Origin of the sequence: Blautia sp. OM07-19 (assembly GCF_003481595.1) — a bacterium.
Taxonomy (GTDB): Bacteria; Bacillota; Clostridia; order Lachnospirales; family Lachnospiraceae; genus Blautia_A; species Blautia_A intestinihominis.
In genome coordinates, this window is sequence record NZ_QULA01000009.1 from 89,745 (window position 1) to 103,957 (window position 14,213).

Consider the following 14,213-nt stretch of genomic DNA (forward strand, 5'->3'; position numbering starts at 1 on the left):
CGGTTTTAAGTCTCTTTTATATAATAATGTCTGCCGATCTCCCGGATCAGACCTGACAGCTTTAACTCCAGCAAAAGGCTTCCGACCTGCCTCGGCGGAAGGCCTGTTTTCTGAATTAAAAAATCCGTAGATTTTGGTCGTAAATCGAGACAACTATACACCAATTTCAAATCGCTTGCAAGTCCTAAGTCATTTTTTGAGTCGGATTTTACCTTATTTTCATAATTCATCCCCAGTTCTCTGAGAAGAATTTCCGGACTGTACGCGATTCCTGCCCCATCATATATCAGTTTGTGGCATCCTATACTCAGTTCCTCATTTACAGGTCCCGGAATCGCATAAACTGTTTTTCCCTGATCCAATGCCCACTGTGCTGTGATAAGCGAACCACTTTTTTCTCTTGCCTCTACGATGAGCACCATATCCGCAAGTCCACTTATGATTCGGTTCCTTGCCGGAAAAAAATAATTTCTTGCTCTCATACCCGGAGGCTGTTCACTTATGATTCCTCCTCCTTCCCTCAGGATACGTTCATACAGGGCTTTATTTCCCGCCGGATAACAGATATCCACACCACCTGCAAGAACTGCGTAGGTTGCTGTTCCTCCCTCCAGTGCTCCCTTGTGTGCTTCTGCATCAATCCCGTAGGCCATGCCGCTGATGATCTGCACTCCTGCGCTGCTGAGGACCTTTGCATATCGAAATGCCTGGATTCTTCCGTATGTGCTGCACGCCCGTGCTCCAACGATTGCTATACTTGGTTTTTTCCTGTCGGGCAGTCTTCCTTTTACAAAAAGTATTTCCGGCATTTTGGGGTAATTATTTAATTTTTCCGGATATTCTGCACTTTTAGAACTAATCCGGAGGATTTTTTCTTCTGGTTTTTCTTCCATATAAAATACCTCATTCTTTCCTGTTTTATGACACTTTAGTTCCAGTATTTTTTGTCAAACGCACGATAGGAAAGCGCCTCCCCTATATGATGCTTCTGTATAGTTCCTGAATCATCCATATCTGCAATTGTTCTTGCCACCTTCAGAATACGGTGATATGCCCGTGCACTGAATGGCATATGCTCAAATGCCATCTTAAGAAGACCCCTTCCCTGGGCGTCCAGTTTACAGAATCGTTCTATCTGGCTTCCTTTGAGTTCTCCATTGAACTGGATTCCTTCATTCCTGTATCGGCTTCTCTGTATTTCCTGGACCCGTGTAACACGTTCCTGAATCTTATTCGTCGATTCTCCGATCCGGCTGCTGCTCAGCCCTTCAAAAGATACCGGTGTCACATCCGCACAGAGATCCAGTCTGTCAAGCAGTGGCTGGCTGATCCTTCCAAGATACTGTGAAACCTGTGCCGGGGTGCAATGACAGCGATTCATATCAGGATAATGCCCGCAGGGACAGGGATTCATTGCCGCACACAAAATAAAATCTGCCGGAAAATCATAGGTTCCATATACTCTTGAGATTCGGATCACTTTATCTTCCAGAGGCTGTCGCAAAATCTCCAGGCTCCGCCTTGAAAACTCCGGCATCTCATCAAGAAAAAGCACGCCTCTGTGTGCCAGCGTGACCTCTCCCGGTCTGGGATTTCGTCCGCCGCCGGCCAATGCCTGTGCAGAACAGGTATGATGTGGACTTCGAAATGGCCGTTTTCTCACAAGAGGATCACCCGGAGACAAAAGCCCCGCGATACTGTAGATTTTGGTCAGTTCCAGTCCTTCCTCAAAACTCAGTGACGGCATGATCCCGGGTATTCTTTTTGCTATCATGGTTTTTCCTGCTCCCGGTGGTCCGATCATAAGCAGATTGTGAAATCCACTGACTGCAATCTCTACCGCTCTTCGAAGACTTTCCTGCCCTTTGATCTCACAGAAATCTGTTTTTTCCGTATTTTCTTCCACTGTACTTTCGATATCCTCCATACAATAGTCTTCCGGATCTCTCAGATATTGAATCATTTCATTGAGATTTCTCACACCGATCACTTTCATATCCGGAATCAGTCTTGCCTCTTTCAGATTTTCTGCCGGGACAACGCAGAAACGACACTTTTCTTCCCTTGCCCGTATTATCATTGGCAGAATTCCTGAGATTGCATGAATGTTTCCATTCAGGCTGATTTCTCCGGCCATCATGACTGCCGTAAGCTGTTCCGGTCTTAATATCCCTGAGGCAGCAAGAACCGCCGCCGCAAGCGGAAGATCAAAGCCTGCTCCTTCCTTTTTGATATCTGCCGGAGCAAAATTGACAGTGATCCTCTTTGGCGGAAGCGCAATCCCATTATTTTTCAGTGCTGTTCTTACCCTATCCTGTGCTTCTTTTACCTGCGCTGAAGGAAAGCCGACCATAGTAAAGGAAGGCAGCCCATCACTGACATCTGCCTCCACCTGAATGGGATGTACCTCCATTCCCAAAATTGCTGCTGATAGTACACTTGCAAACATTTTTCTCCTTTCTTCTTCCGGCCCCCGATCTGCCTGATATTCGTTACTGTTCACTCCGTTCACAGTAACTTGGTCAAAATGCATTCCAAATCACCTTCGGTGATGGCATTTTACCCCGTATGTCTCGGGATTTTGCCATATTCATGTCAAAACACCTCGCGGAATATTACCTGTGAACAGTTACTGAACTGTTTTCTTCAACATATGTTAGTGTTTTCTTCAACAATTCTGTCTTTCGTACTTTGCAGAATTGTTTCTGTTATAATATTTTGCTGGAATATAATAAGATTTTCAGAAAAAAAGAAAAACCTGCCTTTTATATGCAGGCTTTTAAAGAAAGATTTTTGCTCTGATCTTATTATAATCTATTGTCAGCCAAAGCTCAACTGCATATTTCACATTCCCAATCGAAATGCTCATCCGGCTTGCAGATTATTATGATACTACAATCGATTACCTTGTAGGACGCATGGACAACAAGACACCAATCAAATAAATCCATATCTGTATTTTTGCAGAGCCAACAAAAAAACGGAATCCCTTTTCAGAGATTCCGTTTTTAATATCTGCTGATATATATTTTTATTGCCAATGATGCTCTGCTTCTTCAATCTCCTCAATAAACATAATCAGAAAGCTGATAAGAAGCAAAATACTGGATACCCAGATAGCTTTTTCACCGTATGCCACAGAGAGTCGTCCTCCGATTCCTGCTCCTATGGCAAACAGAAAGATAATGGCATAATAGCACAGTGCCTGGTGAAGCAGACACGACTTTTTTTCGCGTATATAAGCTGAAAAAGCTGCTGTACCGCTTCTAAGATTTCCGATACACATGGTACTGGCATAAGAGTTTCCCTCTACCTTTCGGAAGGTCTGTACCTGCAGGGCACAGGAGAAGGATACCATGGTAGTAGCCAGTACATTCATATTTCCCGGTACAAAGCCTACCAAGAACAACAGGATAATTTCTACCAGAAGGATTCCCTGGCGCCAGTGAAAGCGTCTGGCATAGCGAAATTTATTCTGAATACGCTCTGCCAGCAGTACTCCAAGGAAAAATGCGGTCAGAGGAACCAGATAATGTAATCCTGCTTTCACTTCGCCGTTCATAAACCGCTCACTCATCAGTACCACGTTTCCGGTCTGAGCGTTGGAAAAAACGCCGTCGCGTGTGAAGTAGGTATAGGCATCCTGAAATCCTCCTGACACTGCAAGAAATGCACTGTTTATGAAAGCTTCTGAGGTCTGTACCTTCTTATGATGGTCCATAGCAAGTTCCTTCCTTTGTCTTTCGTCTTTGTTCTGCATATGCGATTTTAACTCTGTCAAGTCCGCTGCACCTTCAAAGCTATAAACTATAAATCCTGTAAACACTCAATTTGATATACAGGCTATATCGTTCTTATATGTCAAATTTAAAACACCGATGATTACTCTGGTTTATGCTCTTTCAGATATTCCTTACGTCCTTCTTCATAAAGGTTATTTCCCTCGCTGTCAATAATAACAACAAGCGGCATATCCTCTACATAAAGCTTACGAAGTGCTTCCGCGCCAAGATCCTCATATGCAATCAGCTCAGCTTTCTTGATACATTTGGCAAGAAGAGCTCCGGCACCGCCGATCGCTCCGAAGTAAACGCCGTCATATTTCTTCATGGCTTCTACAACTTCTGGAAGGCGTGCTCCTTTTCCGATCATACCGCGTGCTCCTACTGACATCATAGTCGGTGCATAGGCATCCATACGTCCGCTGGTTGTAGGCCCTGCGGAACCGATTACTGCTCCTGGTTTTGCAGGAGTCGGTCCTACATAATAGATTGTTGCATCTGTTGGGTCAAACGGGAGCTTCTCTCCCCTTGCAAGAGCTTCACACATACGCTTATGACCTGCATCACGGGAGGTGTAGATAGTTCCTGTAAGAAGAACCTGATCTCCTGCATGAAGAGTCTTTGCCAGTTCTTTTGTCAGGGGCAGTGTAATTTTTCTTTTTTCCATGATCAGATCACCTCCGTTTTGTGACGGGTTACATGACAGTTGATATTAACTGCACACGGCATTCCCGCAATGTGTGTAGGCATTGTTTCAATATTCAGACCGATGGCAGTGGTCTTTCCGCCAAAGCCCTGAGGTCCGATTCCAAGCTTATTCACCTTCTCAAGCATTTCGTTCTCAAGATCTGCGTAAAATGGATCTGGGTTGTGGGAATCCAGAGGACGCATCAGTGCTTTCTTTGCAAGAAGAGCACATTTGTCAAAGGTTCCGCCGATTCCGACTCCGACTACCATAGGAGGACATGGATTAGGACCAGCTGTCTCTACTACTTCCAAAATGAAATCCTTGATTCCCTGAAGTCCTGCAGACGGCTTAAACATACGGATCATACTCATATTCTCACTTCCGAAGCCTTTTGGACCTACTGTGATCTTAACCTGATCTCCCGGAACGATCTCTGTATAGATCATAGCCGGTGTGTTATCTCCTGTATTTCCGCGACGTACAGGATCCCTTACTACAGATTTTCTTAAATATCCTTTGTCGTATCCACGACGTACCCCTTCATTGATGGCATCAGTGAAATCTCCGCCTACAAAGTGTACATCCTGTCCGATTTCCAGAAATACACATGCCATTCCGGTATCCTGGCAGATCGGCACATTCTCCTTATCGGCAATATCAAAGTTCTCAATAATATTGTCAAGGACGCCCTTGGCGATTTCTCCGTCTTCGCATGCACGGCATGTTTTGATGGCGCATTTTACATCTTCCGGAAGATGTTCATTTGCTTCGATACAGAGTTTTTCGATGACATCTGTAAGTCTGCTTACTTCTACTTCACGCATTTTGGTAAGCTCCCTTCTTTTTCTTATCGCTGTTCGTGACGAGCGTATTTCGGAAGCAGTAATGGAGATACCTTATCAGTATGTACATCTGCTTCTTTCAGTTCTTCTTCATATGCATAAACGTGATTCAGATTCATTTCTCCAAGTTCTACGTCTTTGCATTTTGCAGCTGCTTTTTTACCGGCATTTCTTCCAAATACGATTACATCCAGAAGAGAATTACCCATCAGTCTGTTTCTTCCATGGATTCCGCCTGCTGCTTCTCCCGCAACTAAAAGGTTTGGAATTTCCTTTGTAAATCCGTCTCCGTCGATTTCCAGACCACCATTCTGATAATGAAGTGTTGGATAGATCACGATCGGCACTTTTCGCATATCAATGCCATAGTTCATGTACATACGGAACATAGCCGGAATTCTTTTTTCGATGGTGCCTTCGCCTCCAATAATCTCGATCATTGGAGTATCAAGCCATACACCTTTTAATCCGCCCGGAACTTCCACGCCACGGCCTTCTTCACATTCACGGATAACACCAGAAGCGTTTACATCACGTGTTTCAAGTGGATGGATATAAGCTTCTCCGTTTACGTTTACAAGCTGTGCGCCAACGGAACGAACCTTCTCGGTTACCAGTGCACCAAGGATCTGTGACGGATAGATTGCACCGGTTGGATGATACTGAATGGAATCCTGGTAAAGAAGAGAAGCACCTGCTCTGTATCCAAGCACAAGACCATCTGCAGTTGCACCATAGTGGTTAGATGTCGGGAATCCCTGATAATGCATTCTTCCTGCACCACCTGTTGCGATTACTACAGTCTTTGCTCTTGCAACAGAGTAATCTCCTGTTTCCATGTTGAGAAGAACAGCACCTGCTACCTGTCCCTTTTCGTCCTTCAGAAGCTCAACAGCAGAAGTGAACTCAACTACAGGAATACCAAGGTTGATAACCTCATCTCTGATGGTACGCATGATCTCGGATCCGGAATAGTCCTTTGCAGCATGCATTCTCTTTCTGGAAGTACCGCCGCCATGTGTTGTGATCATGGTTCCGTCTTCTTCTTTATCAAATTCAACGCCAAGATCATTCAGCCATTTGATGGCATCAGGAGCTTCCATTACAAGTCTCTTTACCAGCTCAGGCTTTGCAGCAAAATGTCCGCCGCCGAAGCAGTCCAGATAGTGCTGTACAGGAGAATCGTTTTCTTTATCTGCTGCCTGGATTCCGCCCTCTGCCATCATGGTGTTGGCATCACCAATACGAAGCTTTGTGACGATCATAACGTCAGCACCTGCATTGTGGGCTTCGATGGCACAGGAGGAGCCTGCACCGCCGCCGCCGATTACAAGTACATCTACATCATAATCGATTTTGTTAAGGTCAATTTTTTCGTTCAGCAAACGGCTTTCGGAATGAAGCATTTCTGCCAGTTCAAGTGGTGCTTTCTGACCTTTGTTTGGTCCTACCTTGATTTCGGCAAATGCATCTGGGTTATAATCCGGATGGAATTCCTTAAGAAGAGCGTCTTTCTCGTCAGCGGTCAGACGTTTTGGCTCTGTTGCCATACGCTCTGCTCTTGTAGCCTCTACCTTTTTGATGGATTCCATCATATTTTCTGGATATGGTGCATACATGTTTTTACGCCCTCCTTATTTCTCAATTTCTCTGTTGTTGTAAAGTTCCTGCATGTCAGTGATCGGTTTCTGCATGATCTGCTCGATCAGGTCATCATATTTACCCTCGTGAATCTCTTCCACACGTTTTGCAAGGTGTTCGCTCTTCGGGGCAATGTATTTACCTGTGAGACGTCTTGCCAGAAGACCAACCATTGGATGGGAAATACCAGCCGGGCATCTTACGGAACAGCATCCGCAGCTTACACAGTCAAAGGATTCCTCAGCGCATTTCTCAAGCTCGCCTCTCTGTGCATATGCAATATACTGCATTACATTTAAGTCCTGGGTACATGCTTTTGTACATGCATTACATCCGATACAGCTGTAAATTTCAGGATAAAGTTCCATCATTACCTGCTGGTTCGGCTGAAGCTCTTCCATATTATAAAGTCTCTTGTCAGTAGGGAAGAATGGGATGCTTGCCACATACATGCCTTCCTGTACCTGTGTCTGACAGGCAAGACAGGTTTTCAGTTCGTTATCCCCTTTGATTCTGTAAATGGTTGCGCAGGCACCGCAGAATCCATGACGGCAGCCGCAGCCTCTTTTTAAGGTGTAGCCTGCATATTCCATAGCTGTCATAATGGTCAGGTCTGCAGGTACAGTGTATTTTTTACCGAAGAAATATACGTTTACCATATTTTCCATGTTGGGTTGTTCCTTTCTTCTGATTGTCAATTATTTGCTTAGTACTCATCCGGTAACTGGTCAATTTCGTCCATTCTGAATACCGGACCATCCTTACATACGTACTTAGATCCAATATTGCAGCGTCCGCATTTACCAACACCGCATTTCATACGAAGCTCCAATGTTGTATAAACCTGAGTTCTTGTAAATCCAAGCTCTTCCAGTCCCTGAAGCACGAACTTGATCATGATTGGCGGTCCACAGACAAGGGCTACTTTATTGGTATCAAAACCGATTTCTTTCAGGTATGTAGGTACGAAGCCAACATGTCCGTCCCAGCCTTCCTGCTCGCGGTCAATGGTCAGGTATACATTTACATCTTTTGCATTCATCCAGACTTCCTGGATCTCTTTTAATTTTACAAGATCGTCTGCAGAACGAGAACCGTAAAGAATATCTACAGTACCATAGTCATCCCGGTTGTCCAGCACGTAATTAATTACGGAACGAAGCGGTGCAAGACCAATACCTCCGGCAATAAACAGAAGATTTTTGCCTTTCAGCTTATCTTCTACCGGGAAATGGTTTCCGTATGGTCCTCGGACTGTGATCTCATCACCAACCTGAAGGCTGTGCAGATAAGAGGTCAGATCTCCGCATCTTTTGATACTAAATTCCTGATATTCTTTGTTTGTAGGAGAAGAGGTAATGGAAAACATACCCTCACTTACTCCTGGTGCACAAACCATTGCACACTGACCTGGCATATGCTCGAAAAGCTTGCCTCCGTCCGGTGCAGTTACGCAGAAGGTTTTTACATCCGGAGTCTCCTCATGAATGTCTGTGATCACGCCAACCTGTGGGATCAACGTATCCAGTGTGTAGTTTTTATGACAGGTACATTCGCTCATTACTTTTCACCTCCATGCTTTTCAAAAGCCTTGATCACCTTCACGATATTCAGTGATGACGGGCATTTTTCCACGCAACGGCCGCATCCCACGCAGGAATACATGCCATTATTGTTAGCCGGGAAATAGACAAGCTTATGCATGAATCTCTGACGGAATCTCTGCATCTGGCTGGTACGGTTATTTCCATGAGCCATCATTGTGAAGTCAGAATACATACAGGAATCCCAGCAGCGATAACGTTTTACACCGTGTCCTGTGTCGTAATCCTTGATGTCATAGCACTGGCAGGTAGGGCATACAAAAGTACAGGTTCCGCATGCCAGGCATGGTTTATATAAAGTCTCCCATACAGGAGAATTAAACTTCTCATCGGTTGCATTTCCATCCCATCCTTCCAGAGAAAGATGTGTATATGGAAGCTGTTCTACAATATTATGGATTGCTTCTTTTTCAGCAGAAACCTTTGCTTCATCAGAGGCATCTGCATCTGTAAGAAGGTCTTTAACTGCTTCTGTAAGAACCTGACCTTTTTCACTGATTGCTTTCCAGTAAAGTGTTCCTTCTACCATCCAGACAGCCACATCAGCTGCAGGATCTGCTGCATCTGTTCCAAAAACCTTACAGAAACAGGACTCCTCCGGTTCATGGCATGCCATTGCAACGATAGTTCCATGGTCTCTTCTTGCAGCATAAAAAGTGTCAATAGGATCTGCAAGGAAAACCTTATCCAACACTTCCATACCCTTTACATCGCAGGCTTTCATGCCAAATACAACGAAAGGACTGCTTCTAAGCTCTTCCGGTTCAACAGTCAGCTTCTTTCCATCACGAACGCAGGTATAAAGAGTTTCGCTCTGTGGGAAAAAGGCATCTTTACCGGATTTTACGGTTTTCAGTGTATCAAGATCAGCCTCTTCTCCTTCATTCCAAAGGCCGAAGTTGGTCTGTCCTGCCTTTTTGATCGGAATGATCAGATCCTGGCTTTCTGCGATTTTCCGGAATAATGCTTCCAGATTTTCTTTTTCAATCTTATACATACATTATCCCCTTTCTGCCACTACACCTGGCTCTACATCATCAAATGTAAAGCTGGTCAGCGGGCCTTTTGACTGGACATCTGCTCCTGCCTGATATTCGCCGTAGAAGGTATCAATATCTTTGATAAATTTACGATTAAACAGGTGAAGCGGAATCCCCTGCGGACAAACACGGCTGCACTCGCCACAGTCTGTACATCTTCCTGCAACGTGGAATGCACGGATAATGTGGAACATTTTTTCTTCAAAGGAATCCACGTTTGCCTTCTGGGCACTGTCAAACTTGGTGCTGTCGAACACACATTTACGGCAGCTACAGGCCGGACATGCATTGCGGCATGCGTTGCAGCGGATACATTTACTGAGCTCCTTCTGGAAAAATGCAAAACGCTCTTCCGGGCTCATTTTCTCAATTTTCTCAACTTCTGCAAAACGGTCTGCATCCTTTGTATCCTTGGACTCGCCGATGATCTCATCATAGATCATATGCTCTTTTCCCTTGCATACATGGCAGCGCTCCAGCATTGCCTCCTTGTAGGCTACAGTCTTGTCACCATAGATTGTGGAAATATGAAGCTCCTCACAGGCATCTGTAAGCTCTGCTCCGGAAATACTTTTGATTCCCTTGATTCCCATTTCTCGAAGCTTCTCCACATTCAGCTTTCCTTTGCATCCAACACCAATAATATAGGCCTTTTCACGATCCACGCGATGTTCTTTGATCAGCTGGTTAAAGCTATAGGTATCACAAGGCTTCAGACAGACCAGGGTTTTTCCCTCTAATTTGGAAGCCTCGATCATCATTTTACTTAAGTTCTGTCCGCAGAAGCCATTGTAAACAAATTCATCCAGGCTTTCTGCTGTTTCAAAATATGCTGCTTCCGGATTGTAAGACAGGTCTCCAGCTTTCCAGCCAAGAACACGCACTACGGTTCCATCAGCCAGCAGTTCTTTTGCACGGGTAATCAGTTCCTGCATCTTAAATCCTCCAATCTGACGTTTTTACCCAAAGAATAAATTTTTTCCACAAACTCATTCATGGTCTGGGAGAATTTTACACCTTCAGCGGCAGATACCCACTCTACACGGGTACGTCCGTTTTCTACACCAATGAAATCCAACATGGAGAAAAGAAGGGTCATACGTCTTCTTGCATAATAATTTCCTGTTGTGTAATGACAGTCTCCCGGATGACAGCCACACATGATCACTCCGTCAGCACCCTTTTCAAAGGCACGGAGGATGAACATTGGATTTACACGGCAAGAGCATGGCACACGAATAATCTTTACATCAGCCGGGTAGGAAAGACGGCTGCTTCCTGCAAGGTCTGCACCTGCGTAGCTGCACCAGTTACAGCAGAATGCCACGATCTTGGGTCTGAATTCTTCTTTTTCTTCTATCGACATATTGCATCTACCTCCGCTAAAATCTGTCTGTTGGAGAATCCCTGCAGATCCATTGCTCCTGATGGACAGGTTACGGTACATGCACCGCAGCCCTGGCAAAGAGCATTGTTTACTACTGCAATTCTTCTTGTTTCACGGATTCCGTGGTCATTTACCTGTTTTTCCTCATAGGAAATAGCACCATATGGACACACATTTGCACACTGAGAGCATCCGTTGCAAAGAAGCTCGTCAGAATGAGCAGTACATGGATTAGTTGTCAGCTTATCTTTTGCAAGAAGGCCGATTGCCTTTACTGCTGCTGCACCAGCCTGTGCTACTGTTTCCGGAATATCCTTCGGTCCCTGGCATACACCGGAAAGGAAAATACCAGCTGTAGGAGACTCTACCGGACGAAGCTTTGCATGTGCCTCTGTAAGGAAATTGTTGGTATCAATGCTTGCGGTAAGCATGGTTGCAATTTTTCTCACATCCTTATTTGGCTCAATAGCCGCTGCAAGAACTACCATGTCTGCTTCCATATGAATCTGTTTGTTTTCAAGGAGATCAGAAGCCTGAACCATAAGAGTTCCATCCGGCTGCGGAATAACCTTTCCAACCTGACCTTTTACATAATTAACACCGTAATCTTCAACAGCTCTTCTATAAAACTCATCGAAGTTCTTACCCGGAGTACGGACATCAATATAGAATACGGTTACGTTTGTATCCGGATATTTATCGCGGATCAGCATTGCATGCTTTGCAGTATACATACAACAGATCTTGGAGCAGTAGCTCTTTCCCCTCTCATCAGAGCAACGACTTCCGACACACTGTACGAATACAATATTCTTAGGAGCTTTTCCATCAGAAAGTCTCTCAAGATGACCCTTTGTAGGTCCTGCCGCATTCATGATACGCTCAAGCTCAAGGGATGTGATAACATCCTTACTCTGGCTGTATGCATACTCATCATATTTATCAAGAGGGATTACATCGAAACCGGTTGCAACTACAATTGCGCCGTATTTCTGTGTAACAATCTCATCCTTCTGCTCATAGTCGATTGCACCTGCTGCACAAACCTTGGAACAGGCACCGCATTTTCCGGTTTTGAATTTAATACAATTCTCACGGTCAATAACCGGAACATTTGGAATTGCCTGGGCAAACGGAATATAAATAGCACTTCTGTTATTCAGTCCGCGGTTAAATTCATTTGCATTTTTCTTAGATGGACATTTCTCAGAGCAAACACCGCAGCCGGTACATTTACTCATATCCACACTTCTTGCTTTCTTACGAATATCAACTGTGAAGTCACCCACAAATCCGCTTACCTTTTCAACTTCACTATATGTATAAATATTGATTTTCTCATGTGCTGCAGCCTCTACCATTTTGGGAGTAAGAATACATGCAGAACAGTCAAGTGTTGGGAATGTCTTATCAAGCTGTGACATTCTTCCGCCAATACTTGGAAGTTTCTCAACAATATCAACCTCATAGCCGGCTTCTGCAATATCAAGTGCAGACTGGATTCCTGCGATACCACCGCCGATTACAAGCGCACGTTTTGTTACAAGACTCTCTCCCGGCTGAAGAGGAGCATCTAAATTTACTTTTGCGATTGCTGCTCTTGCAAGGATCACTGCCTTTAAGGTAGCTTCCTCCATATCCTTGTGGATCCAGGAGCAATGCTCACGAATATTGGCAATCTCTACCATATATGGGTTTAATCCCGCCTTTGCTGCTGCCTTGCGGAAGGTAGCTTCATGCATACGCGGGGAACAGGAACATACAACGATTCCTGTCAGATTTTTCTCATGGATGGCATTGATAATTTTTGCCTGTCCAGCTTCAGAACACATATACTGATAGTCTTCAGCATGAACGACACCTGGCTCCTTTGCCGCCATTTCCACTACTTTTTTTACATCAACTGTGGCTGCAATGTTGGTACCACAATGACATACAAATACACCTATTCTCTGCACTTTTCTCTCACCTCCTGTATCTTCTGAATGCACTTACCAGGAGCTGCTGAGGTGTTTCCTCATCGATCAGTTCCGGAATCTCGTCTGCCTCCAGGTAGTTCTGGCCTCGTTCACGGACAACCAGCTGTCTGACAGCATCAATCAGTTTTCCTGGTTTTACATCTCTTGGGCAGCGCTCTACACAGGCAAAACAGGAAAGACATTTCCATAAGGATTTGGACTGTGCAAGTGCGTCTATATCGCCATTCTGTACATAAGTTACAAACTGGTGAGGTTTAATATCCATCTCATTAAATGCAGGACAGGTTGCGGAGCATTTACCGCATTTCATACATTTCAGGGGATTTACTCCTGAAATCTCTTTGATTCTTTCAGCTGCATTCTGGGCATTTCCATATGTATAAGCCATTACTTCGCCACCTCCTCTTTTACTCCAAGAGCTTCTGCAAGAAGTTCTGTAAAATAGTAAACAGGAAGAGCACCATTTCCGTTCTTTCTAAGATTATACATACAAAGAGGACAGGCTGTGATCAGCATGTCTGCTTCGAACCCTTTTGCACTGTCCATGATCTTTTCACACATGTTCTGTGCCATATCTTTTTCCTTCAGGGAAATATAACCGCCGCAGCACTCATTGCGGTATGGATAAATAACCGGTTCTGCTCCAAGAGCACGGATGAACTCTTCCATGATAGTCGGGTTTTCCGGATTATCAAATGCCATGATCTTTCCCGGTCTTAAAAGAAGGCATCCATAATAAGCACCGATTTTTTTACCCTTTAACGGATTGACAACTTTCTTCTTGATTTCATCAAATCCTACTTCATCACGAAGAACCTCCAGATAATGAAGGACATTTGTCTCTCCTTCATACGGGGCATCCAGTTTCAGATAATTGTTTGCTCTTGTGCAAATATCTTCCACATTTTTCATGTCATCGTTCACACGTTTAAGCACATGATGACAAGCTGAACAGACTGTGATCAGATCCTGTCCTTTTTCTTTTGCATCATTTAAAGCACGGACGGAAGAAAGCTTGGTGGCAATCTCGTCGCTGCCAAGGGGATATACTCCGCCGCAGCACTGCCAGTCTTTGATCTCTTCCATTTCGAAGCCCAGTGCTTTTGCAGAAGCTCTGGCATATTCATCCAGATCTTTTGCTTTATTCTTCAGGGTACATCCTGGATAATAACTGTACTTCATGCTTCTTTTCCTTTCTTGCTCAGGCAAAGTGGAACCCGACTTATCGTTTTTAAAAAAGAAGCCGGGGT

Annotated in this window: 14 protein-coding genes; all 14 read right to left on the reverse strand. The window is 44.5% G+C overall.

Going from position 1 to position 14,213, the window contains the following annotated elements; genetic code table 11:
• Nucleotides 1-5: 5 nt before the first annotated feature.
• Complete coding sequence (gene dprA, locus DXC01_RS08675; RefSeq protein ID WP_118698717.1) at nt 6-893, reverse strand: DNA-processing protein DprA; 888 nt, start codon at nt 891-893, stop codon at nt 6-8.
• Nucleotides 894-928: 35 nt separating this feature from the next.
• Entirely contained in the window at nt 929-2,533 is a 1,605-nt protein-coding gene (locus tag DXC01_RS08680; RefSeq protein WP_330427648.1) for a YifB family Mg chelatase-like AAA ATPase, read from the reverse strand.
• 498 nt (nt 2,534-3,031) lie between these two features.
• Nucleotides 3,032-3,721, reverse strand: a complete 690-nt coding sequence (locus DXC01_RS08690; protein ID WP_118698718.1) for a YoaK family protein — start codon at nt 3,719-3,721, stop codon at nt 3,032-3,034.
• Nucleotides 3,722-3,882: 161 nt separating this feature from the next.
• Nucleotides 3,883-4,449: a Fe-S-containing hydro-lyase gene (locus DXC01_RS08695; RefSeq protein ID WP_118698719.1), complete on the reverse strand. Its 567-nt coding sequence runs from the start codon at nt 4,447-4,449 to the stop codon at nt 3,883-3,885.
• 2 nt (nt 4,450-4,451) lie between these two features.
• Nucleotides 4,452-5,294: a fumarate hydratase gene (locus tag DXC01_RS08700; RefSeq protein ID WP_118698720.1), complete on the reverse strand. Its 843-nt coding sequence runs from the start codon at nt 5,292-5,294 to the stop codon at nt 4,452-4,454.
• Nucleotides 5,295-5,317: 23 nt separating this feature from the next.
• Nucleotides 5,318-6,931: an FAD-dependent oxidoreductase gene (locus DXC01_RS08705; RefSeq protein WP_118698721.1), complete on the reverse strand. Its 1,614-nt coding sequence runs from the start codon at nt 6,929-6,931 to the stop codon at nt 5,318-5,320.
• Between the two features lie 15 nt (nt 6,932-6,946).
• Nucleotides 6,947-7,621, reverse strand: a complete 675-nt coding sequence (locus DXC01_RS08710; protein ID WP_118698722.1) for a 2Fe-2S iron-sulfur cluster-binding protein — start codon at nt 7,619-7,621, stop codon at nt 6,947-6,949.
• Nucleotides 7,622-7,659: 38 nt separating this feature from the next.
• Nucleotides 7,660-8,514, reverse strand: a complete 855-nt coding sequence (locus DXC01_RS08715; RefSeq protein ID WP_118698723.1) for an FAD/NAD(P)-binding protein — start codon at nt 8,512-8,514, stop codon at nt 7,660-7,662.
• Nucleotides 8,514-9,554 (reverse strand): 4Fe-4S dicluster domain-containing protein, encoded by a 1,041-nt coding sequence (locus DXC01_RS08720; RefSeq protein WP_118698724.1) that lies wholly within the window; start codon nt 9,552-9,554, stop codon nt 8,514-8,516. Before DXC01_RS08720 ends, DXC01_RS08715 begins: the two co-directional genes overlap by 1 nt.
• 3 nt (nt 9,555-9,557) lie before the next feature.
• A complete protein-coding gene (locus DXC01_RS08725; RefSeq protein WP_118698725.1) occupies nt 9,558-10,532 on the reverse strand; it encodes a 4Fe-4S dicluster domain-containing protein in 975 nt (324 codons plus the stop codon).
• Entirely contained in the window at nt 10,520-10,963 is a 444-nt protein-coding gene (locus DXC01_RS08730; protein ID WP_118698726.1) for a hydrogenase iron-sulfur subunit, read from the reverse strand. Before DXC01_RS08730 ends, DXC01_RS08725 begins: the two co-directional genes overlap by 13 nt.
• Nucleotides 10,954-12,942: a CoB--CoM heterodisulfide reductase iron-sulfur subunit A family protein gene (locus DXC01_RS08735; protein ID WP_118698727.1), complete on the reverse strand. Its 1,989-nt coding sequence runs from the start codon at nt 12,940-12,942 to the stop codon at nt 10,954-10,956. The genes DXC01_RS08730 and DXC01_RS08735 overlap by 10 nt, the downstream gene beginning before the upstream one ends.
• 7 nt (nt 12,943-12,949) lie before the next feature.
• A complete protein-coding gene (locus DXC01_RS08740; protein ID WP_118698728.1) occupies nt 12,950-13,351 on the reverse strand; it encodes a 4Fe-4S dicluster domain-containing protein in 402 nt (133 codons plus the stop codon).
• Nucleotides 13,351-14,145: a CoB--CoM heterodisulfide reductase iron-sulfur subunit B family protein gene (locus tag DXC01_RS08745; protein ID WP_118698729.1), complete on the reverse strand. Its 795-nt coding sequence runs from the start codon at nt 14,143-14,145 to the stop codon at nt 13,351-13,353. Before DXC01_RS08745 ends, DXC01_RS08740 begins: the two co-directional genes overlap by 1 nt.
• Between the last annotated feature and the right edge of the window lie 68 nt (nt 14,146-14,213).

Excerpts from the sequence above, each read along its gene's own strand:
- dprA (WP_118698717.1), bottom strand. The coding sequence starts at position 893 with ATGGAAGAAAAACCAGAAGAAAAAATCCTCCGGATTAGTTCTAAAAGT.
- DXC01_RS08680 (WP_330427648.1), bottom strand. The coding sequence starts at position 2,533 with ATGCATTTTGACCAAGTTACTGTGAACGGAGTGAACAGTAACGAATAT.
- DXC01_RS08690 (WP_118698718.1), bottom strand. The coding sequence starts at position 3,721 with ATGGACCATCATAAGAAGGTACAGACCTCAGAAGCTTTCATAAACAGT.
- DXC01_RS08695 (WP_118698719.1), bottom strand. The coding sequence starts at position 4,449 with ATGGAAAAAAGAAAAATTACACTGCCCCTGACAAAAGAACTGGCAAAG.
- DXC01_RS08700 (WP_118698720.1), bottom strand. The coding sequence starts at position 5,294 with ATGCGTGAAGTAGAAGTAAGCAGACTTACAGATGTCATCGAAAAACTC.
- DXC01_RS08705 (WP_118698721.1), bottom strand. The coding sequence starts at position 6,931 with ATGTATGCACCATATCCAGAAAATATGATGGAATCCATCAAAAAGGTA.
- DXC01_RS08710 (WP_118698722.1), bottom strand. The coding sequence starts at position 7,621 with ATGGAAAATATGGTAAACGTATATTTCTTCGGTAAAAAATACACTGTA.
- DXC01_RS08715 (WP_118698723.1), bottom strand. The coding sequence starts at position 8,514 with ATGAGCGAATGTACCTGTCATAAAAACTACACACTGGATACGTTGATC.
- DXC01_RS08720 (WP_118698724.1), bottom strand. The coding sequence starts at position 9,554 with ATGTATAAGATTGAAAAAGAAAATCTGGAAGCATTATTCCGGAAAATC.
- DXC01_RS08725 (WP_118698725.1), bottom strand. The coding sequence starts at position 10,532 with ATGCAGGAACTGATTACCCGTGCAAAAGAACTGCTGGCTGATGGAACC.
- DXC01_RS08730 (WP_118698726.1), bottom strand. The coding sequence starts at position 10,963 with ATGTCGATAGAAGAAAAAGAAGAATTCAGACCCAAGATCGTGGCATTC.
- DXC01_RS08740 (WP_118698728.1), bottom strand. The coding sequence starts at position 13,351 with ATGGCTTATACATATGGAAATGCCCAGAATGCAGCTGAAAGAATCAAA.
- DXC01_RS08745 (WP_118698729.1), bottom strand. The coding sequence starts at position 14,145 with ATGAAGTACAGTTATTATCCAGGATGTACCCTGAAGAATAAAGCAAAA.